Source organism: Marinomonas sp. GJ51-14 (genome assembly GCF_055808695.1).
On the sequence record NZ_CM147879.1, the window covers coordinates 3,708,027 to 3,731,636 of the forward strand.

The following is a 23,610-nucleotide window of genomic DNA, read 5'->3' on the forward strand; positions in this document are numbered from 1 at the left end:
TTGGGGATCTTGATTCTTAAAAACCTTACAAAAAAGACTATTTCTTCGGTGCGTATGGGTTTTCAGAAGATTTGAATTCGAAAATAATTGGTGTACCTGTAATGTTAAGTACCGTTCTGAATTTATTCTCAAGATAACGTTTATAGCTACCAGGTAAAGCATCAGTCTGATTACCATGAACCACAATACGCGGCGGATTCGATCCCCCCTGGTGTGCGTATCTTAGTTTGATTCGACGACTATTCACCATTGGTGGTTGATGCTCCGAAACAGAATCTTCCAGTATGCGAGTAAGACGATTCGTCGACCATTTAGAGTAACAAGACTCATAAGTGCTTTGAATCGTATCATATAGATCACCAACACCTGTACCATGCAAAGCTGAAATGTAATGTACTTTCGCGTAAGGCACAAAGCCTAAACGACGCTCAACTTCGCTTTTAATGTGTTCACGCTCATCCTTTTGCAGCCCATCCCACTTATTAATCGCAAGAATTACACCACGACCAGCATCTAACACATAGCCAATCATATGAAGGTCTTGCTCTACCAAGTCTTCATGGGAATCAATAACTACAATAACCACGTTAGCATCTTGAATCGCTTGCAGTGTTTTGACAATCGAGAATTTCTCAACGGCCTCTTTAACATGTTTACGACGACGTACACCAGCAGTATCAATCAAGGTATATTCTTTGTCATTACGTACATAAGGAATATAAACACTATCACGGGTTGTACCTGGCATGTCGTAAACTACAACGCGGTCTTCACCCAACATACGGTTTACCAAAGTAGATTTACCTACATTTGGACGACCAACAACACCAATTCGAATACCTCGAGATTCTAAGCTAATTTGATTTTTAGCTTCTTCCACTCGCTCAGCAAATGGCAACATGACCTTATCAATTAAGACATGAACGCCCTTACCATGAGATGCGGCGATTGGATGTAATTCACCAAGCCCCAATGAATAAAAATCCGCCAATGCAATATCTTCATTAATACCGTCGGTTTTATTTACCACAAGAGCAACAGGTTTATTAGCACGACGTAAATGATTCGCAATCATTTCATCCGCTGGGTTTAAGCCATGTCGACCGTCTACCAAGAATAAAACAGAGTCTGCTTCCTCAATAGCAAGCAAAGATTGGCGCGCCATTTTTTCATCAATACCCTGCTCATCACCACTAATACCACCGGTATCAATAACGATAAATTCATGCTCACCAATTTTTCCATCACCATATTTTCGGTCTCGAGTAAGGCCTGGATAATCTGCTACCAAAGCATCACGAGAACGCGTAAATTGATTGAAAAGTGTTGATTTACCAACATTGGGTCTACCTACCAATGCAATAACTGGAATCATTTTTTTACCTATAAAAAATACAAAGCGGCTGCCACCTCTCTTAAAGAAGTGGCAGCCCCTAAAAATCGCTAAAAAGAAATCAAAAACTGACTTTAATAGCTTAATGCCGTCACATTAGATTTCGGCGTAAGAATAAACAACTGCTTATCGTTCGTCACCATACGACTACCTGGTGGAACTTCGTCATCAGCTACTTTATGCGCCGCAACTTCACCAGTGGTTAAATCAAGTAAATGAACATAACCAGCACGGTCTATAACCGCCACATAATCTCGGAAAAACTCAGGCGTAATTAAATCACGCTCAACAAGTGTTTCGTTTTCCCATATTTCTGCGCCATTTTTGGCATTCAGAAGAATCACTTTGCTTTTCATATCAACAGCAGCCAAAAACTCACCTTTCACAGCAACTCCAACTGAACTTGATATATTACGCTGCCATAATAGACGACCACTTTCGATTGAAATCGCAGCCAGAGTACCATTATAAGCAACAGAATAAACAACACCGTCTTTAGCAACTAAACGACCATCAATATCACTTAATCGCTCTATTTCATATCTACCTTCAGGTTTACCTACCTCATAAGACCACAACAAACTGCCATCTTGTAAAGAAAAAGCTTTCAGCTGCCCATCAGCAGAACCTGAGATAACTTTACCATTTGAAATAATGGGGGCGCTTGTACCACGTACAGTTAATGATGGCAAATCTTCTTTAGCTCGCCATAGGGTTTCACCCGTTTCAGCATCGAGCACTCTTAACCATCCATCTGCAGTTTGTACTGCTAATTTACCGGCGGCATAAGAGGCTTCCGCCAATATTTCAGAGCTTAATGTTTTTTCCCACAATACAGACTGACTTTCTAAAGATACTGCAACTAATTGAGCATCATAGGTACCAAAGTACAAAATATCGCCATTACGAGTTACACCGGCACTTGGTCTGTAGTCTGTAGAAAGTGTTCTTTTTTCTTTTCCATTTTCTTGGTCAAGCTCATAAAGTGTCCCTTCTTCTGTCACAAAAAATAAAGAACCATTTTCTGCTACTAAATTAAAGCGTTCGCTAGACTCACCGAAATTACCATCAACACCTTTCCTCCATGACGTATGTAAGTCAACCTTACTGTCTATAGAAGGAGGGCTAGGTAATGATGGTCGAGCATTAGAACAACCTTGAATCATCAATACAGTAAATAATACGACAACAAAAAGAGACTTACTCATAGTTAGCCTTTCACCAAGTCTTTAAGTTTAATATCGAGTAAAGGATGATTAACACCTGCACCTAATGCTTCACTTGCTTTTTCATAAGCAATACGAGCATCGTCACGTTTACCTTGTGCTAACAGAATGTCTCCAACTAGCTCTTGTTGTTGTGAAATAAACTCTTCTTCAGAAACTTTCTCCACACGAGTCATCGCACCTTCATAGTCTTCCTTTTGAAGCATTAAACGTGCAACACGCAAATTTGCAATTGCAATAAAAGCCGAGTCTTCTGTCTTTTGAATAGCAATATCTAATGCTTTGATCGCTTCATCGTAATTGCCTTTTTCAGCATCTACACGAGCCAAAAATAGTTGGCCAAACACGGCGTAACCTGTATCACTATATTCATCAGTAAGTAGATTAGCGTTATAAACAACCGTTTTTTGATTATCTTCATCACTTAAATCTGCTGCAGCTTGAACAAGATCTTGATAGAGCGCCGACGCACTACTTATGTGATTGGCCTGGTTTGTTTGCCATGCTTGAAAACCAAAATAACCACCAGCAACAACAGCAACAGCGATAATTAACTTAACGCCGTTTTTTTCCACCAAGCTTTAAAGGCTTCAATTTGTTCTTCTTCAGTCTTTAATTCAGACACTTTTACTTCCTCGTTCAAGGCAATGTTTTATTATTTAAAAACATCGCTCTATTAAATCAAATTATAGTTTTTCATCGATATAAGTAGGAACATCAACCAAAGAGCAAGTTTGCTGTTCACCTGTTGACATATCTTTAACCTGACATACACCTTGATCAATTTCATCTTGGCCTAGAATAATAGTAAATCGAGCTTCTGACTTATCGGCTTTTTTCATTTGATTCTTAAAGTTTCCACCGCCACAGTGACGCAATACAACACGATCAGAATTAATCTCTCGGATACTTTCAGCCAAGACAAATGAAGTAAGTTCAGCTGCGTCCCCCATACTAACGATAAAAACATCAGTGGAAAATTTTGCATTATTTGGAATCAAATCCAATGTTTCAAGAAGAAGTACTAAACGTTCTATTCCCATCGCAAAGCCAACTCCAGGTGTTGCTTTACCACCCAGCTGCTCAACCAAACCATCGTATCGACCACCAGCACAAACTGTCGCTTGAGAACCTAGATGACTTGTCACCCATTCGAATACGGTTTTTCCATAATAATCTAAACCGCGAACTAGGCGATGATTGATTACATATGGAACATTGTTGGCTTTAAGAATCGCCTGTAAAAGATCAAAATGGGCTTTAGACTCCTCACCAATAAAATCGTCAAGACTCGGTGCCGCCTTTAATACAGACTGAGTCGATTCATCTTTGGAATCTAATATACGTAATGGGTTCGTTGTCAGACGACGTTTACTATCTTCATCTAATTGGTCTTTAAACTCTGTTAAATACTCAACTAACGCCGCTTTGAAGGCTTCACGCTCAGATGCTAAACCAATTGTATTTAGTTGCAATTCAACATGATCTAACAACCCCAACTGTTTCCACAGACGGGCAGATAGAATAATCAGCTCAGCATCAATATCAGCAGAACTAATACCAAAGGATTCAACACCAATTTGATGAAATTGACGATAACGACCTTTTTGTGGACGTTCATAACGAAACATTGGTCCGGTATACCACAAACGCTGGACTTGATTGAATAACAACCCAGCTTGATCAGCTGCACGCACACAACTAGCTGTTCCTTCTGGACGTAAGGTTAAAGACTCACCATTACGATCATCAAAGGTATACATTTCTTTTTCAACGATATCGGTTGTTTCACCAACACCACGTTTAAACAAGTCTGTACTTTCAACGATAGGAAAGCGGATTTGTTGATATCCATAAGACTTAACAACATCTGCTACTGTTTTTTCGAGATATAACCAAACAGAAGACTGATCAGGCAGAATGTCATTCATTCCTCTAATCGCTTGAATTTTTCGAGCCACAATGGATCCTTAATTTTTTACAATGATATTGGCCAATTCCCGTTCTTTTAGGGAAGCCTTATCACGAATCATTTTTTCTAAATCATCAACCAGCGTTTCGTTTTTCGTTTTGCTGTTTGGCTTGCCGTCTTGATAAATAAGGTTATTAGGTGATCCACCAGCCAAGCCTATGTCAGCTTCTTTCGCTTCACCAGGGCCATTAACAATACAGCCGATAACAGCAACGTCCATTGGAATAACAATATCCTCAAGACGCTCTTCTAATTCATTCATAGTCTTGATGACATCAAAGTTTTGACGAGAACAACTTGGACAAGCAATAAAGTTAATCCCACGATTACGAAGCTTTAAGCTGCGCAGCATATCCCAACCGACTTTAATTTCTTGAACTGGATCTGCTGCCAACGACACGCGCAAGGTGTCACCAATACCATCCATCAATAACAAGCCAAGGCCGATCGAAGATTTAACCGTACCAGAACGCAAACCACCTGCTTCTGTGATCCCCAAATGCAACGGGTTATCTATTTGGCTGGCTATTTTTCGATACGCTTCCACAGTCATAAAAATATCAGATGCTTTTAAACTTAATTTGTATTCATGAAAGTCTAATTCATCAAAATATTGAATCTGACGGAAAGCCGATTCAACTAATGCGTCAGGCGTTGGCTCACCGTATTTTTTCTGTAGATCTTTTTCCAGTGAACCAGCATTAACACCAATTCGAATTGGAATATTTTTATCTCGGGCACAATCGACTACAGCACGAACACGGTCTTTATTACCGATATTGCCAGGGTTAATACGCAAGCAATCAACACCGTACTCTGCTACTTTAAGCGCAATTTTATAGTCAAAATGTATGTCCGCCACTAAGGGGATAGAAACAGATTCTCGTATTTTTTTAAACGCTTCAGCAGCATCCATTGACGGGATAGAAACGCGAACAATGTCTGCTCCAGCGTCAGCGATTGCACGAATTTGTGCAACAGTGGCATCCACATCACAAGTTTCTGTGTTCGTCATACTCTGAACACTAATTGGCGCACCACCGCCAACAGGAACATTCCCGACCATAATTTGACGAGAATGACGACGTTTAATAGGTGATTCAAAATGCATAAGAGTCTCTACTTGAGCTCAAATCGAGCCAAATCTTTACGTGTGAAAGGAGAAAAATCGAATTGCTCGCCCTTGTATTTCAAAGATGAAACACCTCTGGCGTAACCTAATACCACGCGGTATGGCGCATCACCTGTTAGCGCTAAGGTGCTACCAGCTGATTTCACACCTGAAAACAAAATAGTTCCAGATGCATCTCGTATCTCAGCCCAACAATCTTCGATAAAATCAATTTCAACCTCATCTAGGTAGGACACTGTTTGTGGCACTTCAACTGGAGAGTCGGAAGCTGGCACAACTTTTGTGGCTCTTACTACTTCATCAGGGCTTACGCCAGCTTCTTTTAAAATAGCTACTGTTTCAGCAGACAAACCTGTTACTACTTTACTTTGTTCTGCTGGTTTATTATCAGCTTCAGTAACCTTTGTAGAAGGAACAATAGCAACTGCAGAAGAGGTTGCTTCTTGGGTATCAGATACTTCACTATCCACTGGTTCTAATGGAACAGTTTTTTCCGCTTCTAGTGTTGTATTAGCCACTACAGGTTCTACAGCTGTTTCAGCTGCAACAACCGTCTCAACGACGTCATTAGTAACATCCTCTGAAGTTGCTACGCTAGGAGTTGTTGGCCACCAGAAAACCAAAAAGACTAAAACAGCAATAATAACCACTGAAATAAAGATAACAATTGGATCACCTAGGTGCGTTTGCTTATGAACTTTATCAACTGGTTTAATGGTTGTCTCAGCATCGGCTCGTTTACTATCAAATGCAGCAACCATGGCAACATAATCTAGATCTAATAATCGACAATAACTTTTCAAAAAGCCACGTGCAAAAGTGATCGAGCGGAAATAACTAAAATTATTAGCTTCCAAAGCACGCACTTGATCAATTGGAAGTTTTAGCTCAGTGGCTACATGTCTTTCGTCAAACCCTAATTCTATTCTTTTTTCTTTTAATTTACTGCCGATATCAATCGTTTCTGTTTCAGATAGATTCTCATCAGTAGCATCTGTATCAATGCTGTCCGTATCAATGTCATTTGTCACAACATCAACTAAACCAACATCTGCAATGCCATCACCTAGATCGGCGTCAGAGATATCACTCGCAACATTGACGTCATTTATACTCACGTCATTCACACTATCTGTATTGGTATCGTTAGAAACACTGTCTACACTAGTATCATCGGCGATATGATCTTCATTGCTATCATTAGTATTCGTACTAGTTTTATTTAAAGAAGCATCAGTTTGAAATTCAGTTGTCATGTTAATACCTTGAGCCATTCAGGCATATAAAATTACTCGCAGATGAATGCAATGTAGGGTCAGTCTCGCGTGCAGTTAAATGCCACGACAGACAATTGTACTCATCAAAATGCACAGATCCTCGCGCAATTTTTTTACCAGCCTGGATATTATTAAGAATTAAGCGAGCTTTATCATTACTACCTTGTATTAAAACAAGATTGAGCTCTGTCATCAAACCAATCAGAGGCAAATCAGCAATTTCTTTTGCTTGTTTTAGGTAGAATGTTGCTAAATTTACGTCATTTTGACGTATTGCACATCTGGCAAGGTTAATTTGTACCGTTTGACGCTGCGGCAAACTATTTTCGTCCGCTTTTTTAAAAGCTGCACAAGCATCATCCCAACGTTTTTGCGTACCTAATAGGACACCGTAATTATTCAAAATAAAGTCATCGTTAGGATAATGATATAGGGCTTTTTTATGAGCAGAAATTGCTTCATCATATTGACCAGCACTCAGCCAATATAAACTTAACAACCGCCAATATTCTCGCCCTTGATCTAATTCACTAATTTGATCAAGCTGCTTCTTAGCCAACGACCATTGCCCAAGTAAGAGTCTCGCCTGAATAAATGACAATCGCTTAGTCACAGACATTTCAGAAGACTGAAATGGAACAGTTTGATAAGCGCAAGACGTTATAAGCAAACCACACAATATAAAAAGCAACAATCGCATAGGGACATCCTTGTCTCATACAAAAATCAATAGCCTAAATTAGCTTTTCACTTCTCTCAACTCAATGTATTTCTGACTACGACGAGTCTTATCATGGAAATCCCCAACCAACTGACCACACGCTGCATCAATATCATCACCACGTGTCGTTCGAACCGTGACCGTATAACCCGCATCCGCTAAAATTTTCTGGAAACGACGAACGCGATTATTCGACGGTTTCTCATAACCTGAGTGTGGGAATGGGTTAAATGGAATAAGATTGATCTTACATTCTAGATCTTTAAGCAACTCAGCCAGCTGATGCGCTTGATCTTCGTTATCGTTTACACCAGACATCATCGTATATTCGATAGTGATGTGTCGCTTATCTGGTAGATTAGCCAAATAATGCTGACAAGACTCAAGCAACTCAGCAATTGGGTATTTCTTATTAATTGGCACCAATACATCACGCAACGCATTATCGGGTGCATGCAAAGAAATCGCTAAAGAAACATCCGTACGTTTTACTAATTCATAGATTTTAGGAACCACTCCAGATGTGCTCAATGTCACACGACGCTTAGACAAACCATACGCATGGTCGTGCATCATCAGGATCATTGAATCAACAACAGGTTCAAAGTTCATTAATGGTTCCCCCATCCCCATCATAACGACGTTTGTCACGCGACGAGGACCATTAGGATCCATGGGACCAAACGACTTAATAGCAATCCATACTTGACCAATAATCTCAGCTGGAGTCAGGTTACGATTAAAGCCTTGCTTACCCGTTGAACAAAAACTGCAATCCAAAGAACAACCGACCTGAGAAGAAACACATAAAGTGGCACGGTCACCATCAGGAATTAAGACTGTTTCGACACAATCGTTTTTACCGCCATCAGTACGGATAATCCATTTTCGAGTGCCATCTTTGGAGATATTCTGGGAGACAACCTCTGGCCCACGGATCTCGCAAATTGTTTCTAATTTAGCCCGCAATGCCTTACTGACATCTGTCATTTCATCAAAACTCTCCGCGCCCTTTTGATGAATCCATTTAAGCACCTGAGTGGCTCTGAATTTTTTCTCTCCTATCGACTCAAAGAACTCAATCAATTTCTCTGGAGATAAGCCCAGCAGGTTTACTTTTTTTGTGTCTGTCATAATCAAGATCGCTTGCTATTCTTAGCATTAAGTTTAAACGAAAAAAGCCTCTGAAAAGATAATGTCTTTTCAGAAGCCTCTGCAAAAAAGCGGGCCAACGCCCGCCTTCTCTATTTCGGATGGACTAGAAGCCCTACCGATCAATTACTTACCGAAGAAGTAAGCAATTTCACGTGTTGCAGATTCAACAGAATCAGAACCGTGAACAGCATTTGCATCAATAGATGTTGCGTAATCTGCACGCAAAGTACCAGCAGCCGCTTCTTTAGGGTTAGTAGCGCCCATTAGTTCACGATGACGAAGAACAGCACCTTCACCTTCAAGAACAGAAACAACAACAGGACCAGAAGTCATGAAGGCAACCAAGTCTTTGTAGAATGGACGTTCTTTGTGCTCAGCGTAGAAACCGCCAGCCAATTCGTCATCTAGTTGAATCATTTTTGCTTCAACAATTTTAAAACCAGCACGTTCAAAACGAGTGTAGATTTCACCGATTACGTTTTTTGCAACAGCATCAGGTTTGATGATAGATAGAGTGCGTTCTAACGCCATGATATAACTCCAAATTAGATTTAAAAGGGCGATGACTAGCATAGCAATAACCATAAAAGCCATGGCCCGGTACATAAAAGTTCAGCGCGTGGATTATACGCATCAATTGATAAAAATTGTATGCTCCAAGCAAGATTATTTGCACTGAATAGAATAAAAAAAGATTTTACCCCTATTAGCCTATCGATCTAAGGCGAGTCACTGCATTCTTAATCGTCTCTGCAGCAAAATCTACCTCTTCTTCCGTGGTAAAACGTCCAACTGAAAGACGCAATGAACTATGCGCTAAGTCATCTTTTAAACCGAGCGCACGCAATACATAAGATGGCTCTAAACTTGCTGAGGTACAAGCCGACCCTGACGATACCGCAATATCACTCAAAGACATCAACAACACTTCACCATCTACATTACCAAAGCCAACATTAATGACGCCAGCAACACGATATTCCGAATCACCGTTTAAGTAAATATCAGACAACTCACTCAAAGATGACCATAAACGCTCACGAAGCTTCAATATACGAGCACAATCAGTGGCCATATTTTCAGACGCCAAACGGTACGCTTCCCCCATACCGACAATTTGATGTGTCGCTAGCGTCCCAGAACGCATTCCACGCTCATGTCCACCTCCATGGATTTGAGCTTCTAGTTTTATTTTCGGAGAACGCCGAACATACAAAGCACCGATACCTTTTGGCCCATAGGTTTTGTGTGCTGTTAAAGACATTAAATCGACTTTCATGGCATTAACGTCAATAGCCACCTTACCTGTAGTCTGCGCCGCATCAACATGTAGAAAAATTCGACGTGAAGATGTCAACTCGCCAATCGCAGCGATGTCAGTCAAAACACCCAACTCATTATTACCATGCATCAAAGACACAAGAATCGTATCATCACGAAGCGCTTCAGCCACTTGAGCCGGAGAAATAACACCATGAAAATCAGGTTGAAGATAAGTCACCTCAAAACCTTCTTTTTCAAGTTGCTTACAAGGATCAAGTACTGCCTTATGCTCGATCATTGATGTAATAATATGACGACCTTTTTGACGATAAGCGTGCGCAACCCCCTTCAATGCGAGATTATTCGCTTCTGTTGCTCCTGACGTCCAAACAATCTCACGAGAATCGGCACCAATAAGACTAGCCACCTGCAACCTAGCCTCTTCTACTGCTTCCTCTGCTCGCCAGCCAAAAAGATGTGAGCGAGAGGCTGGATTACCAAAATTGCCGTCTTGCGTTAAACATGCCATCATTTTTTCAGCAACTCTTGGATCCACTGCAGTAGTGGCAGAATTATCTAGATAAACCGGGGTATTCATGTACAAGGCTCCAACAACTGTCTAAGACAAAAAACATATCAGGTAACAAAAACATCTAAAGCACAGCAACATCTGTGGCAACAAAGATCATTTCAAATAATCAACAGCACATTCAAATTAAGCCGCAGCCTGCGCAATACTCTTGATACGATTAACTATAGAACGCAGACCATTTCCACGAGTCGGGCTCAAGTGGCGTTCAAGATCCAGTTCTGCAAAATAACTAGAAATATCAAAGGCTAAAATTTCTTCGGGTGTTTTATGATTCAAAGCGGACAAGACAAGCCCCAGTAAACCACGAACAATAATGGCATCACTGTCTACAGAAAAAATCAGAACTTCACCTTTAGAATCATCTTGTTCACTGCCAGGCTGAATCCAAACACTACTCTGACAACCTTTCACTAAACGCTCAGGTGTACGCCAGTCATCATCGAAGGCAGGCAGAGACTTACCCAGATCAATTATGTATTTGTATTTGTCTTCCCAATCATCGAAAAACAACAGATCATCTACGATATCTTCTGTACTAGGTAAGGACATGACACCCCTCTTTTGAATTAAAACCATAAAAATAGAAAAACGGCACTTAGCAAGCTACCAAGGCCGTTTCTTATTGTATTCCACTTCACTTAGCGACATAAGGCTTAGTTACAACAGCGTTAGAAGAAAAGACCCGCTTCCAACTGTGCCTCTTCGCTCATCATTTCTCGTGACCAAGGAGGATCAAACACCAATTCAACCTTAACGTTTTTAACATTTGGTACTTTTGCTACACGGTATTTCACATCACCGACTAGCACAGGCCCCATACCACACCCTGGCGCAGTCAATGTCATGTTAATCAATACCGTTTTAGTTTCTTGATCTAATTCAACCTTGTATACCAAACCAAGAGACACCAAACTAATTGGAATTTCCGGATCAAAAACCGTGTCTATTGCTTGCCAAACTTGCTCTTCATTAATTTCGCTTGAACCTAAGTCCGCAAACTCCAACACTTCCGGCTGCTGACCAATGGCTTCTGCGTCAGTACCATCAATTCGCAGCATATTACCTTGCCACGTTACCGTGTAATTACCACCGAGACTTTGATTAATAGTAATAAATTGACCTTCTGGAATGCTAACCGGCTCACCGCTTGGCACTCGACGTGCAGGACAAGCACGCTGTGTTACGACCATTTTTTGCATGAAAGATTAACTCACACTAAAGCTTTCGCCACAGCCACATTCAGCTACAACGTTAGGGTTATTAAACTTCACAACTTCGTTAACGCCTTCACGCACCAAGTCAATTTCTGTTCCAGAAAGCATAGCAATCGACTGTGAATCCACAGCCAAAGTCACGCTATCAAAAGACAACACAGTGTCTTCTGCTGATGGTCCATCTACGATATCCAATACATAAGCAAAGCCCGTACAGCCACTTGCCTTAGTACTCAATCGAATCAATTTCCCTGGCTGCTTAACCAATTTAGAGGCAAAATATTTCTGCGCAGAAGCGGTTAAAGACACGCTAGAGACAGGATCAAAGGTTGTTGCTGTCATTGAAACCTCCTAAGCCAACATTGTGCGCACTTTTTTCAGTGCAACAAACAAAGCGTCAACTTCTTCTAATGTATTGTAAATAGCAAAAGACGCACGCGCCGTACCCGGCACATTAAAACGAGCCATTAGCGGTTGTGCGCAATGGTCACCAGTACGAACAGCAATTCCTTGACGATCTAATAAGAAGCCAATATCTGCTGGATGTCCGTGATCCATAACAAAACTCAAAACACCTATTTTATTCTTCGCTCTACCAATGATAGTTAGGCCTTCAAATGCTTCAGCCAACTCAGTTGCACGATCCAACAAAGCTTTTTCATGTGCTGCAACCGCTTCTTGATCTAATGCACTGAACCAGCGAATAGCCTCTCCTGCTGCGATAGCATCGCCAACATTAGGCGTACCAGCTTCAAAGCGATAAGGCAAAACGTTCCAAGTTGCATCTTCTAAAGTTACCGTGGAAATCATCTCTCCACCAGTCCGCCAAACAGGCCAGTTTTCAAGAACAGATTCACGCCCCCAAAGCACGCCAATTCCCATTGGTCCATAAAGTTTATGAGCTGAAAACACATAAAAATCACAACCAATTTCTTGCACATCAGCCCAACCATGAGCCGCACCTTGCGCGCCATCGACTAAAACCCAAGCGCCAAACTGTTTTGCCTTGGCGGTCATTTCTTTAACGGGATTAATCGTTCCCAATGCATTTGATACATGAGGAAAAGCTACAAATTTGGTTTTTTCATTCAGCATAACATCATAGGCGTCTTGATCTAATTCGCCTTCATCTGTCACAGGAACCGTTCTCAAAGTAGCGCCAGATACTTTGCAGGCTTGCTGCCATGTCACCAAATTAGCGTGATGGTCCATTCCTGTTGCAATCACTTCGTCACCCGGTGACAACAATGAGCCCAATCCATTGGCAACAATATTAATGCCCTCAGTTGTACCGCTTGTCCAAATAACTTCTTCGCGCTTTGGTGCATTGATAAATTCTTTCACTATATCGCGCGCAGCTTCAAAACGGCGAGTAGCTTCATCCGCAAGACGGTGAGCCCCACGATGCACATTAGAATTACACGTCGTATAATAATCTACCAAGACATCAATAACGCACTGTGGCTTTTGTGTCGTTGCCGCATTGTCTAAATAAACCAAAGGTTTACCATCAATTTCACGTTTCAAAATAGGAAATTGATCACGGATAGCTACTACATCAAAACTCATTCGACTCTCGCTTACTTCACTTCCATCTGCGCAAAACGCTCACGAATAATAGGACGAATCCACTCCGCTAACGCCGCATTTGGCATTAAATCAATCAACTCATTAATGAAACCAAAGTTGAGCATAACCTGAGCCTTTGAACGACTCACACCACGGGTTTGTAAATAATACAAAGCTTGCTTATCAATTTGAGCCACCGTTGCACCATGAGCACAACGCACATCGTCAGCATAAATTTCAAGCTCAGGCTTGGTATTAATTTCTGCTGTATTCGACATCAATAAATTGCGGTTATTCAGCTCAGCCAATGTCTTCTGCGCATCACGATGAATATGAATACGACCATTAAAAACAGCACGGGCGTGGTCAGCCACAATACAACGAACATTTTCCTCCGTTGTACCGTTTGGCATTGCATGTTCAACCGTCGCATGAAGATCAAAAAGCTCTTTACCATCTAACAGGTACATAGCATTCAATTTGGCATCAGCAAATTCACCAGCGTGAATAATATCCGTATCCAAACGAGATAAATCACTACCAAAACCAACAATAGTACTATGCATCGTTGCATGATCGTGTAGATTAAAATGACTACCACCAATGGCAACATTTGAACCTATTTGCAAAGCAAAGCGATAGTGTTCAAGGTGTGCTTTTTTAGCTATCTCATATTCTACAAAGGCGGTATTTAACGTATCCCCAGAGGCTTGAACATCTTCTATAACAGCCAATCGAGAGCCTTCAGCCAAACTCACTTGAACGCGAGTATGAGACTCTGCACCTTGACTTAATAAAGAACTAATTCGAATAGGTTGAGTAATTTCAACACCTTCAGCAAGCGAAACAACAACCACATCTTGTGCAAGTGCATCATTTACTAAACCAAACAAGTGACGTTTAGGCTTAATACTTGAAAATGCGTCTAATGCTTGTGCTTTTTGCGCATCACCCAAATCTTGCCCTAAAGAAATAGACAAACCTTCAGGCAATACTGTGCTTAATTGTGAAGCATCAAACTTACCATTTACAAAAACCAACTCAATCGCCGATAAATCAGCCACGTCAACAGGAGACAACCCAGCCACATCCGTAATGGCTTTTGCACTAGAACGCTCAACAGAACGAAGTGGTGTATAACGCCATGCTTCTGTTTTACGTGTTGGCCAGTTGGTGTTTGATAGCAATTCAACGGCATTCGCTCGTTTTGGAGCGAGCCAATCATTAATACCTTGCGCTCGAGTAATGGCGCTTTCTAACCATTCACTCATGCATTACCCCTCAAGTTCATCTTCAGCTGGCTCTTTCTGTAACCAAGCATAACCTTGCGCTTCTAATTCGTGAGCAAGAGACGCGTCGCCACTTTTCACGATTTTACCGTCAGACAAAACATGAACAAAATCTGGTTTAATGTAATCAAGTAGACGCTGGTAATGAGTCACAACAATAAAGCTACGCTCTGCAGAACGCTGGCTATTTACGCCTTCTGCTACGACCTGCAAAGCATCAATATCCAAACCTGAATCAGTTTCGTCAAGAATACAAAGCTGCGGCTTCAGCAATAGCATCTGCATTAGCTCGTTACGTTTTTTCTCGCCGCCAGAGAAACCTTCATTCACACCACGCTTAAGAAACGAAATAGGCAAGTTAACTTGCTTACAAGCTGCTTTTGCCTCTTTTAGGAAATCAGCGGATGTAATCGCATCTTCACCACGCGCTTCACGTTGAGCATCAACAGAGGCCTTTAAAAACTCTAAATTACTTACACCAGGGATTTCTACGGGATATTGAAAAGCAAGAAACAAGCCGGCACGAGCACGCTCTTCTGTTTCCATTTCAAACAAATCTTCACCGTTCAACGTAACGCTACCACTTTCTACGCTATAACCATCACGGCCAGATAACACATAACCCAAAGTACTTTTACCGGCACCATTTGGTCCCATAATAGCGTGCACTTCTCCAGGCTTAATATCTAAACTTAATCCTTTGAGAATCTGCTTTTCTTCTACGCTTGCGTGTAAATCTTTTATCGTCAGTAAACTTTTGCTATTCGACATCTTTAACAATTCCTTTAACCTACAGAGCCTTCAAGGCTAATTTCTAGTAACTTGCCCGCTTCAACAGCAAATTCCATTGGTAATTCTTTAAATACTTCCTTACAAAAACCATTCACTATCATAGAAACGGCTTTTTCAGGATCTAGACCACGCTGACGGCACAAAAACATTTGCTCATCACTGACCTTAGAAGTCGTCGCTTCATGTTCAATAATCGCAGATGGGTTGCGGCTTTCTACATAAGGAAAAGTATGAGCACCACATTGATCACCAATAAGTAATGAATCACACTGAGTAAAGTTACGTGCGCCATCGGCTCCTGGATTCATTCGAACAAGACCACGATAACTACCATTACTTTTACCAGCGGAAATCCCTTTGGCAATGATCGTCGATTTGGTATTTTTACCAAGGTGAATCATTTTGGTGCCAGTATCGGCTTGTTGACGTCCACGAGTAAGGGCTACGGAATAAAATTCCCCCACACTGTTATCACCTTTCAAAATACAGCTAGGGTACTTCCAAGTGACAGCAGACCCCGTCTCAACTTGTGTCCATGAAATTTTTGCACTGGTATGGCAAATACCACGTTTAGTCACGAAATTATAAATCCCGCCTTTGCCGTTTTCGTCGCCGGGATACCAGTTTTGAACGGTCGAGTATTTAATCTCAGCGTTGTCCATAGCAACTAGCTCAACAACCGCCGCATGTAATTGGTTTTCATCTCGTTGAGGCGCAGTACAACCTTCTAAATAACTGACATGACTACCTTCATCAGCAATAATCAAAGTACGTTCAAATTGCCCTGTGTTCTGTTCATTAATACGAAAGTAAGTCGATAGCTCCATTGGACAACGAGTGCCCTTAGGGATATAAACAAAAGAACCGTCTGTAAACACAGCACAGTTCAATGCAGCGTAGTAATTATCTTTTTTAGGGACAACACTGCCTATGTATTTTTTGACTAGCTCTGGATACTTTTTAATTGCTTCAGAGATTGGACAAAAAATAACGCCAGCTTCTTCTAATTTATCTCGGAAGGTTGTTACAACAGAAACAGAGTCGAAGACAGCGTCGACAGCAATACCTGCCAACATCTGTTGCTCAATCAGAGGTATACCAAGCTTTTCATAGGTACGCAGTAGCTCAGGGTCAACCTCATCCAAAGATTTAGGTTTATCCTTCATACTTTTGGGTGCGGAATAATAGGAGATGGCCTGAAAATCTATTTTTGGATAATCGACCAATGCCCAATCAGGCTCTTCCATTTTAAGCCATTCACGGAATGCACTTAAGCGCCATTCAAGCATCCATTCAGGTTCGCCTTTCATTTCGGAAATACGCTGGATGACACTCTCATCCAAACCAGGCTCAAACGTCTCTGATTCTACATCAGACACAAAACCAGCTTCGTATTCCCTTGCCAGCGCCTTATCTATCTGCTCAGTCATATAAAAACCCACTCTTGATAGGAACAAACACACTGAGCATCAGAGCGCTTGTTCTACTAATTTATTCTTTACTTAATCAACAATCGAGGCAGTAATCTTGTCATGTTCAAACTGACTTTGTCGGCCTTCGAAATCTTGTCGTTCAGCCACTTGCCGAACATCTTCTCGACGAACCAATTGCTCTAAACTAATATTATTTAAAAAGTCATGTATCTGATCACTTAGGTCGCACCACAAGTGATGAGTCAGACAAGTATTACCACCTTGGCAATCACTACGTCCTTTGCATCCAGTTGCATCAACGGATTCATTTACCGCATCGACTATCTGTGCAACAAAAATATCATCATTTGAACGACTAAGACGATATCCACCGCCCGGCCCCCTCACACTGCTCACTAATGACTTCTTGCGAAGCTTAGAAAACAATTGCTCAAGATAAGATAATGATATTCCTTGTCGAGTTGAAATATCCGATAAAGACACTGGCCCTTGATCCGAATGCAACGCCAAATCAAGCATGGCGGTGACTGCATAACGACCTTTTGTTGTCAGGCGCATAAGCTATCCAATTAAGATTATTCTGTGAGGGTAAATAGTACACAAAACCTACTGTTTTTATCAAGTATTTACCTGACTATTTTAGTAGGTTATTACGGTCTTTAATAATCGTGCTATATTTTACGTGTACCGAGAGGAAAACTAAACCGCAGAATGTGGTTTCATAATGCATCATTGGCAGAAAACACTGTACTATCCAATCAATACAAAACACACACAGAAAAAAACAGGGCTAAACTTGTTCTTTTTGTGTAAATAAGCAGACTACTAGTTACATACATAAATTAAAGTACACACAATCATGAAACCAAAGTCCGACAACGAACAATCATTCGAAATAGAAACACCAAGCAAAAAATCTAAGGGAATTTTGATCGCCTTCTTTTTGTGTTTCATATTCAGTGTAGCGGCTTCTTCTGGGGTTACTTTTTTCTTATGCAACTTCCCGAAGAAGATCAAATTGCTGATAAAGATAAGGAACAGGATGCCCTACTCCTTAGTTTTCAGGAATCCATTGAAGAGCAAAACACAAAACTAAGAATAATGAAGGATCAAAATGATGTCTTGCAGCTTTACCTCAGACACAGTAGTGCAACAGCATTAAAAAACATTCTCATCAATCAAGAGCAAAACATTCAGGCTTACCTAAAAGTTATGAAATTAGCGATGAAGGATTTATCTGGCATTATTCCGAGAACCACGGATTGGAATGATGAGTATCAGTATCAATTAGACCTTGCTCAAAAAGGCAGTCTAAAAAGAGAAGATTTGTTGAAGTTATTAAAAACAGGTGAACCAAACGACACTAGATCAACTGGACAATAAAAATTTAGGCTATCAAATCCATCAAAAATAGTTTGATAGCCTAAGATCATCAAATATAAATATCTATTGTAAAAAACTAAATCTCTGCAGCCAGCACAGTCCCTTGCTTAATCGCTGCGCTTTGCGTCCAATTCTGACGCAACGTCAGCACCGCCAATCAAATATACTTTTTGGTTAATTTCATCCTCTAACAATCGATTCGGCTCTTGACCAGCACAAACAACAATAGTATCAACATCTAAACAACGATTTTCACCATCAATGGAAAGGTGAAGACCTTGATCATCAATACGCTGATAATCACAGTTAGAATAAAACACAACACCCTTTGCAAGTAACTCGGCTCTATGTATCCAACCTGTTGTTTTACCCAATTTTGAGCCAACTTTACTTTTCTTACGCTGTAATAAAAAAACATCTCTTACTGCCTTTTCAAATACAGGCTTTACCCCCTCTACACCACCTCGAGCAGCCAAGGTCATATCAACCCCCCACTGGTGCATAAAGTCTTTAATGTCTTGCTGCTTTTGTACCTTCTCATGTATTAAGTATTCAGAAATATCAAAGCCAATTCCGCCAGCACCAATAACAGCAACGCGCCTTCCAACGGAAGCCCCATTCATCACATCCAAATAACTCAAAACTTTTTTATGATCAATACCTTCTATTTCTGGCGTTCTTGGCAAAATCCCTGTCGCTAAAACCACTTCATCAAATTTAGCTACCTTGAGGTACTCACCATCAACTCGTGTATTCAACTGAAGATCTACACCTGTAATTTCAATCTGACGCTGAAAATAACGCAATGTTTCAAAAAACTCCCCTTTACCAGGAATGCGCTTAGCAATATTAAACTGTCCACCAATTTCATTTGATGCATCATACAAGGTTACCAAGTGACCTCGTTTCGCTGCCGTTGTGGCGAATGCCAATCCTGCAGGCCCAGCACCAATAACAGCAATTCGCTTTTGCTTCTCAGTCGGACAAATAACCAATTCAGTTTCATGGCAAGCTCTAGGGTTCACAAGACAAGAGGTTAATTTGTTTGCAAAAGCGTGATCCAAACAAGCCTGATTACAGCCGATGCAGGTATTTATTTCATCTGAGCGATTTTGCTCTGCTTTTAATACAAACTCAGGATCTGCAAGAAAGGGTCTGGCCATAGACACGATATCAGCATCACCTCGAGCAAGAACCTGCTCAGCAACATAAGGCGTGTTAATTCGATTTGAAGTCACCAAAGGGACTGTTAATGATTTACGCAGTGCGGCGGTAACCCAAGTAAATGCGGCCCTAGGAACCTTGGTCGCAATGGTTGGAATTCTAGCTTCATGCCAACCAATCCCTGTACTAATAATATTTGCCCCCGCTTTTTCGACTTCTAAACCAAGCTGAACCACTTCATCTAGGCTGCTACCACCTTCCACTAGATCCAACATTGATAAACGATAAATAATAATAAAATGGTCGCCTACCGCAGATCGAATACGTTTGATAATTTCGATGGGTAATCGAATTCGATTGGCATATTCACCGCCCCAATCGTCTTCACGGTGATTAGTTTTTGAAGTAATAAATTGATTCAGAAAATAGCCTTCTGAGCCCATCACCTCAACGCCATCATACCCAGCTTTTTGAGCTAAAGTAGCCGTTTTTATAAAGTCTGATATTTGCTTCTCAATCCCATCTTCAGTTAATGCTTCTGGCTCAAAAGGGTTTATCGGCGCTTTAATTGCAGATGGTGCAACAGATTTAGGATTGTAAGCATAACGTCCTGTATGCAAAATCTGCATACAAATTTTTCCACCTTCTTTATGAACGGCATCTGTAATAACACGATGATTTTCTGCATCTTGCTCAGATGTCATTGCAGCCGCACCAGCATAAACAGCACCTTCAGAATTAGGAGCAATACCACCGGTCACAATTAGCGCGACACCACCTCTCGCACGCTCAGCATAAAAAGCAGCCATGCGTTCAATTCCGCCTTTCATTTCCTCTAAGCCTAAATGCATAGACCCCATTAACACTCGATTTTTTAATTGTGTAAAACCTAAGTCTAACGGTTCGAATAAGTGGGGATAGGTAGAATGACTCATAATGAAAACTCGCTTTATTTTTATTTTGACACTGTCAAGATAGATTTAAATTTTGACACTGTCAAGATAAGAGGTTCTAATAAAAAAATGCCTACTCTAAAAAAACAATACCACCATGGAGACTTAACCAAGTCTCTACTCGACTCCGCTGCTTTCATCATTAAAGAGCAAGGTGTGGAAAGTCTCAGCATGCGTAAGCTTGCGGACGTCGTTGGCGTATCGAGAACGGCACCCTATCATCACTTTAAAGATAAGAACGCCCTACTCTGCGCTTTAGCAGAACAAGGATTTCACGAACAAGAAAGAATCCTCAACAACTTAATCGCACAAAAGCAGTCAGGGAAAGAATCCTTTACCCAATATGTTCATTTATATCTGGGGTATGCCCAGCAACATAGTGAAACCTATGACTTAATGTATGGCAGAGCAATTTGGAAAGCAGGTGAACCAAATGATGCATTAAAAGCAGCATCAAAGCGCACATTTAAAGTGTGGATTGAGTGGGTAGAAATACTACAAGATCAAAAGGTATTAACTAACACCAATACCCCATTGAGAATTGGACAAACAACATGGGCAAGTCTACATGGACTAGCAAGACTCTTTATAGATGGCATTTATCTAGAGCAATCTGACCTATCAGAAATGATAGATCAGATGGTAAAAAACCTATGTATTGACAACTCAACCTGCTCCTAAATTAGCTCGACTATTAGACATAGACTCCTGTTTACGTAATCTTCTAACATCTTGATGACTCAAATAAAGCAAAGGTAAAATGACAAAAAGTGCACCTATAAATACCCCCAAATCTGGAACATCTCCAAATACTAACCAGCCAATCAGAAAAGCAAAAATAAGACCCGAATATTCCGCACTGGTCACTTTGCTCGATGCGACATAACGATATCCAATCAAACAAGAGACACCATACAAAATAGAGCAAATTGAAGACAAAGCAGAGTAAAACAATAAATCAACCTGAAAAGCCTCGCCTTCCCAAACTGCTAGCCCAGCTGCCATAGGCAAAGCAAAAAACTGAGTAATACATAAGCCACATAGCATATCTTGGTTCTGTGGTAGTTTTTTAATTAGCAAACTGTTCGTTGCTAACACAATCGCAAAGAGAACAGCACTAATCATTCCTGAACTAATCTCAGTAGGCCTCAAAATAACCAATATACCAATAAAACCAAGTACAGCTGCAATAACAACCTCAAATGACAAACGCTCTTTATAAAAGAAAGCACCAAACAACATAATAAAAATTGGTGCCGTATAAAACACAGAATTAGCCGTTGCCAAAGAGAGCTCTGACAAAGATAAGGTAAGAAGAACACCAGCTAAAACCCACATATTTCCGCGAAGAAAATGAAGCTTAAAGCCGACAAAAACAGCAGATTGAGGACGATATAAGTGCCTGACATACACTATTGGGAATAAAATCAGACACATAAAAACAGCCCGCAAGAAAGTAAATTGAAAGATAGCAACATCAGGACCCGCTAACTTAATGAACACATCGCACAAGGTAGCAAAGAAACTCCCTAACACCAGGACAAAAATAGCGCTGGCAACAGTGCGTCCAGACATAACACTTCCTCTTGAATAATATTTAATATTCGCAGTTTAATAAGTTTAATCCATTAGTTAAAATGATATATTCATAGTAAGTATTAGTTATTTGGATAATAAAACATGCTACCACCTCTAAAATCACTCCCTGTATTTGAAACTGTTGCTAGATTAAATAGCTTTTCATTGGCAGCAAATGAGCTAAACATTAGCCAAAGCGCGGTATCTCATCAGATAAGAATTTTGGAAAATCACCTTGGGGAAGCACTTTTCCATCGCCAAGGACGTAACTTAGAATTAACAGCTGAAGGAAAACATTATCTAGATGTAATCAGTAGCTCCCTGCTACAAATAGCTCAGGCGACGAATCAGATAAAAGGAGAGCAGGAAACCCATATAAGACTGGCTGTGTATAGCTCATTTGCCGTTTATTGGTTAATCCCCCGATTACCTGAATTGAAGCGCTTATATCCAAACCTAGAGTTAAGCATTGAAATGAGTCATGGCTCTCCTGAGCTATCTGATCGTACAGCTGACCTTTTTATTACCACTGAAAAAGAAAAAGAGGATTCTGCTTTGAATCCCTTTATCAAGAGGAACTATTTCCTGTTTGCAGCCAACATTACCTTGAGACGATTAAAAACAGATTAAATGTTACTTCACATAAAGAGCTCACTGATAAACTGAACACGACACCTAGCCCTTTAGCTCAATTCTCACTTATCACTTCCTATAGCATCTACGATCGCCATACAGAGGATTGGAAACGCTGGTTTTCAAACTTGAAACAACCATTACCAAGCAGCATACAATTTCATCGATTTAGTCACCTAATGCTAGCCTATGAAGCTGCGAAACACTCTCTTGGCATTGCACTTGTCAATGACTATATGATGAACGAAAAAAACGACGAACAAGCACTGGTCAAACTACCTTGCTGTGGTTTTGAGACCGGCGATAATTTCTATTTGGCTTATAAAGAAAGCCGTAAAAATGAAGATGTTATTCGCTATTTAAGAAAGTGGTTAACTGAAGAAGCCAAAGCGCTACAATCAACTTAAATATCTCATTTATAACTCAACTAAACACATTTATTACCGTGATTATTTTCAAGGGTGTTATATTTCCTAATTACACCTTTGCTCTTCAGCCCATCCATCCAAGCTACAATTGGCCTATACCAGCCTTTCTATCTCACAGTTACATATGCGCGAACCTACAATTTTGAACCTTTTTATTTTTCATTAACGCTGACGGATCGAGGCACGAGGAAGGCCTAAACAATAGAAGGTAAGGCAGTAGATATAAAGGAGCAGCTTCTTGGTTGTCATTTACGCAGACGCGTCGAGGCACGAGGAAGGCCTAAACAATAGAAGGTAAGGCAGTAGATCTAAAGGAGTAGCTTCTTGGTTGTCATTTACGCAGACGCGTCGAGGCACGAGACAGGCGCAAGTAAATGACAACCAAGACGCTCTCGTTTCCAAATAGCCTAAAACGAAAAAACCCGCTCTGCTTTCGCAGAACG

At 40.7% G+C, this 23,610-nt stretch carries 21 protein-coding genes and 2 pseudogenes; 3 read left to right on the top strand and 20 right to left on the bottom strand.

Annotated features, from left to right (window positions below; all coding sequences use genetic code 11):
* Nucleotides 1-37 precede the first annotated feature (37 nt).
* From der to iscR, 18 genes are all read right to left on the bottom strand, one after another.
* Complete coding sequence (der, locus tag AC0L3Y_RS17875; RefSeq protein WP_473467155.1) at nt 38-1,375, bottom strand: ribosome biogenesis GTPase Der; 1,338 nt, start codon at nt 1,373-1,375, stop codon at nt 38-40.
* A gap of 92 nt (nt 1,376-1,467) precedes the next feature.
* A complete protein-coding gene (bamB, locus tag AC0L3Y_RS17880; RefSeq protein ID WP_473467158.1) occupies nt 1,468-2,601 on the bottom strand; it encodes an outer membrane protein assembly factor BamB in 1,134 nt (377 codons plus the stop codon).
* Between the two features lie 2 nt (nt 2,602-2,603).
* Nucleotides 2,604-3,194: a tetratricopeptide repeat protein gene (locus AC0L3Y_RS17885; RefSeq protein WP_473470650.1), complete on the bottom strand. Its 591-nt coding sequence runs from the start codon at nt 3,192-3,194 to the stop codon at nt 2,604-2,606.
* Between the two features lie 111 nt (nt 3,195-3,305).
* Entirely contained in the window at nt 3,306-4,580 is a 1,275-nt protein-coding gene (gene hisS, locus AC0L3Y_RS17890) for a histidine--tRNA ligase (protein WP_473467160.1), read from the bottom strand.
* 9 nt (nt 4,581-4,589) lie between these two features.
* Nucleotides 4,590-5,702, bottom strand: coding sequence for a flavodoxin-dependent (E)-4-hydroxy-3-methylbut-2-enyl-diphosphate synthase (ispG, locus tag AC0L3Y_RS17895; protein WP_473467164.1), 1,113 nt, complete (start codon nt 5,700-5,702; stop codon nt 4,590-4,592).
* Between the two features lie 8 nt (nt 5,703-5,710).
* Nucleotides 5,711-6,979 (bottom strand): RodZ domain-containing protein, encoded by a 1,269-nt coding sequence (locus AC0L3Y_RS17900; protein WP_473467167.1) that lies wholly within the window; start codon nt 6,977-6,979, stop codon nt 5,711-5,713.
* 1 nt (nt 6,980) lies between these two features.
* Nucleotides 6,981-7,700, bottom strand: coding sequence for a hypothetical protein (locus AC0L3Y_RS17905; RefSeq protein WP_473467170.1), 720 nt, complete (start codon nt 7,698-7,700; stop codon nt 6,981-6,983).
* Nucleotides 7,701-7,739: 39 nt separating this feature from the next.
* Complete coding sequence (gene rlmN, locus AC0L3Y_RS17910; protein ID WP_473467173.1) at nt 7,740-8,855, bottom strand: dual-specificity RNA methyltransferase RlmN; 1,116 nt, start codon at nt 8,853-8,855, stop codon at nt 7,740-7,742.
* Nucleotides 8,856-8,999: 144 nt separating this feature from the next.
* Nucleotides 9,000-9,407 carry a nucleoside-diphosphate kinase gene (gene ndk / locus AC0L3Y_RS17915; protein ID WP_012069066.1) on the bottom strand — a complete coding sequence of 136 codons (408 nt, stop codon included), beginning with the start codon at nt 9,405-9,407 and terminating at the stop codon, nt 9,000-9,002.
* A gap of 175 nt (nt 9,408-9,582) precedes the next feature.
* Nucleotides 9,583-10,737: an IscS subfamily cysteine desulfurase gene (locus tag AC0L3Y_RS17920; RefSeq protein ID WP_473467175.1), complete on the bottom strand. Its 1,155-nt coding sequence runs from the start codon at nt 10,735-10,737 to the stop codon at nt 9,583-9,585.
* Nucleotides 10,738-10,854: 117 nt separating this feature from the next.
* Complete coding sequence (locus tag AC0L3Y_RS17925) at nt 10,855-11,280, bottom strand: SufE family protein (RefSeq protein WP_473467177.1); 426 nt, start codon at nt 11,278-11,280, stop codon at nt 10,855-10,857.
* A 119-nt stretch (nt 11,281-11,399) separates the two neighbouring features.
* A complete protein-coding gene (sufT, locus tag AC0L3Y_RS17930) occupies nt 11,400-11,930 on the bottom strand; it encodes a putative Fe-S cluster assembly protein SufT (RefSeq protein WP_473467179.1) in 531 nt (176 codons plus the stop codon).
* A gap of 6 nt (nt 11,931-11,936) precedes the next feature.
* Complete coding sequence (locus tag AC0L3Y_RS17935; protein ID WP_473467182.1) at nt 11,937-12,287, bottom strand: HesB/IscA family protein; 351 nt, start codon at nt 12,285-12,287, stop codon at nt 11,937-11,939.
* A gap of 9 nt (nt 12,288-12,296) precedes the next feature.
* Nucleotides 12,297-13,514 (bottom strand): aminotransferase class V-fold PLP-dependent enzyme, encoded by a 1,218-nt coding sequence (locus tag AC0L3Y_RS17940; protein ID WP_473467184.1) that lies wholly within the window; start codon nt 13,512-13,514, stop codon nt 12,297-12,299.
* A gap of 11 nt (nt 13,515-13,525) precedes the next feature.
* Nucleotides 13,526-14,785, bottom strand: a complete 1,260-nt coding sequence (gene sufD / locus AC0L3Y_RS17945) for a Fe-S cluster assembly protein SufD (RefSeq protein WP_473467187.1) — start codon at nt 14,783-14,785, stop codon at nt 13,526-13,528.
* A gap of 3 nt (nt 14,786-14,788) precedes the next feature.
* Nucleotides 14,789-15,574, bottom strand: a complete 786-nt coding sequence (gene sufC / locus AC0L3Y_RS17950) for a Fe-S cluster assembly ATPase SufC (RefSeq protein ID WP_473467190.1) — start codon at nt 15,572-15,574, stop codon at nt 14,789-14,791.
* 14 nt (nt 15,575-15,588) lie between these two features.
* The gene (gene sufB / locus AC0L3Y_RS17955) at nt 15,589-17,025 is read right to left on the bottom strand and encodes a Fe-S cluster assembly protein SufB (protein ID WP_473467193.1); all 1,437 of its coding nucleotides are present in this window, start codon (nt 17,023-17,025) and stop codon (nt 15,589-15,591) included.
* 72 nt (nt 17,026-17,097) lie between these two features.
* The gene (gene iscR, locus AC0L3Y_RS17960; RefSeq protein ID WP_473467196.1) at nt 17,098-17,586 is read right to left on the bottom strand and encodes a Fe-S cluster assembly transcriptional regulator IscR; all 489 of its coding nucleotides are present in this window, start codon (nt 17,584-17,586) and stop codon (nt 17,098-17,100) included.
* Between the two features lie 435 nt (nt 17,587-18,021).
* Here iscR and AC0L3Y_RS17965 point away from each other — a divergent pair, with 435 nt between their 5' ends.
* A complete protein-coding gene (locus AC0L3Y_RS17965; protein WP_473467198.1) occupies nt 18,022-18,411 on the top strand; it encodes a hypothetical protein in 390 nt (129 codons plus the stop codon).
* Nucleotides 18,412-18,487: 76 nt separating this feature from the next.
* On the opposite strand, the pseudogene AC0L3Y_RS17970 reads toward AC0L3Y_RS17965, so the two are convergent.
* Nucleotides 18,488-20,510 (bottom strand): annotated as a pseudogene (locus AC0L3Y_RS17970) (oxidoreductase).
* Here AC0L3Y_RS17970 and AC0L3Y_RS17975 point away from each other — a divergent pair.
* Entirely contained in the window at nt 20,502-21,209 is a 708-nt protein-coding gene (locus tag AC0L3Y_RS17975; RefSeq protein WP_473467200.1) for a TetR/AcrR family transcriptional regulator, read from the top strand. The pseudogene AC0L3Y_RS17970 and the gene AC0L3Y_RS17975 overlap by 9 nt on opposite strands.
* Here the strand turns inward: AC0L3Y_RS17975 and AC0L3Y_RS17980 are convergent.
* On the bottom strand, nt 21,195-22,103 hold the full coding sequence (locus tag AC0L3Y_RS17980; protein ID WP_473467203.1) for a DMT family transporter: 909 nt from the start codon (nt 22,101-22,103) through the stop codon (nt 21,195-21,197). The two genes, AC0L3Y_RS17975 and AC0L3Y_RS17980, sit on opposite strands and share 15 nt — an antisense overlap.
* Before the next feature lie 105 nt (nt 22,104-22,208).
* Between AC0L3Y_RS17980 and AC0L3Y_RS17985 the strand changes: the two are divergent.
* Nucleotides 22,209-23,146: pseudogene (locus AC0L3Y_RS17985) on the top strand (LysR substrate-binding domain-containing protein).
* Nucleotides 23,147-23,610: the final 464 nt, after the last annotated feature.

What these genes read in the sequence shown, in the direction of transcription:
- AC0L3Y_RS17940 (WP_473467184.1), bottom strand. Translation starts at nt 13,514, where the DNA reads ATGAGTTTTGATGTAGTAGCTATCCGTGATCAATTTCCTATTTTGAAA.
- rlmN (WP_473467173.1), bottom strand. Translation starts at nt 8,855, where the DNA reads ATGACAGACACAAAAAAAGTAAACCTGCTGGGCTTATCTCCAGAGAAA.
- sufC (WP_473467190.1), bottom strand. Translation starts at nt 15,574, where the DNA reads ATGTCGAATAGCAAAAGTTTACTGACGATAAAAGATTTACACGCAAGC.
- AC0L3Y_RS17900 (WP_473467167.1), bottom strand. Translation starts at nt 6,979, where the DNA reads ATGACAACTGAATTTCAAACTGATGCTTCTTTAAATAAAACTAGTACG.
- AC0L3Y_RS17975 (WP_473467200.1), top strand. Translation starts at nt 20,502, where the DNA reads ATGACTCATAATGAAAACTCGCTTTATTTTTATTTTGACACTGTCAAG.
- AC0L3Y_RS17935 (WP_473467182.1), bottom strand. Translation starts at nt 12,287, where the DNA reads ATGACAGCAACAACCTTTGATCCTGTCTCTAGCGTGTCTTTAACCGCT.
- AC0L3Y_RS17905 (WP_473467170.1), bottom strand. Translation starts at nt 7,700, where the DNA reads ATGCGATTGTTGCTTTTTATATTGTGTGGTTTGCTTATAACGTCTTGC.
- ispG (WP_473467164.1), bottom strand. Translation starts at nt 5,702, where the DNA reads ATGCATTTTGAATCACCTATTAAACGTCGTCATTCTCGTCAAATTATG.
- AC0L3Y_RS17920 (WP_473467175.1), bottom strand. Translation starts at nt 10,737, where the DNA reads ATGAATACCCCGGTTTATCTAGATAATTCTGCCACTACTGCAGTGGAT.
- AC0L3Y_RS17980 (WP_473467203.1), bottom strand. Translation starts at nt 22,103, where the DNA reads ATGTCTGGACGCACTGTTGCCAGCGCTATTTTTGTCCTGGTGTTAGGG.
- iscR (WP_473467196.1), bottom strand. Translation starts at nt 17,586, where the DNA reads ATGCGCCTGACAACAAAAGGTCGTTATGCAGTCACCGCCATGCTTGAT.
- ndk (WP_012069066.1), bottom strand. Translation starts at nt 9,407, where the DNA reads ATGGCGTTAGAACGCACTCTATCTATCATCAAACCTGATGCTGTTGCA.
- sufB (WP_473467193.1), bottom strand. Translation starts at nt 17,025, where the DNA reads ATGACTGAGCAGATAGATAAGGCGCTGGCAAGGGAATACGAAGCTGGT.
- der (WP_473467155.1), bottom strand. Translation starts at nt 1,375, where the DNA reads ATGATTCCAGTTATTGCATTGGTAGGTAGACCCAATGTTGGTAAATCA.
- AC0L3Y_RS17925 (WP_473467177.1), bottom strand. Translation starts at nt 11,280, where the DNA reads ATGTCCTTACCTAGTACAGAAGATATCGTAGATGATCTGTTGTTTTTC.
- AC0L3Y_RS17965 (WP_473467198.1), top strand. Translation starts at nt 18,022, where the DNA reads ATGCAACTTCCCGAAGAAGATCAAATTGCTGATAAAGATAAGGAACAG.
- sufD (WP_473467187.1), bottom strand. Translation starts at nt 14,785, where the DNA reads ATGAGTGAATGGTTAGAAAGCGCCATTACTCGAGCGCAAGGTATTAAT.
- sufT (WP_473467179.1), bottom strand. Translation starts at nt 11,930, where the DNA reads ATGCAAAAAATGGTCGTAACACAGCGTGCTTGTCCTGCACGTCGAGTG.
- bamB (WP_473467158.1), bottom strand. Translation starts at nt 2,601, where the DNA reads ATGAGTAAGTCTCTTTTTGTTGTCGTATTATTTACTGTATTGATGATT.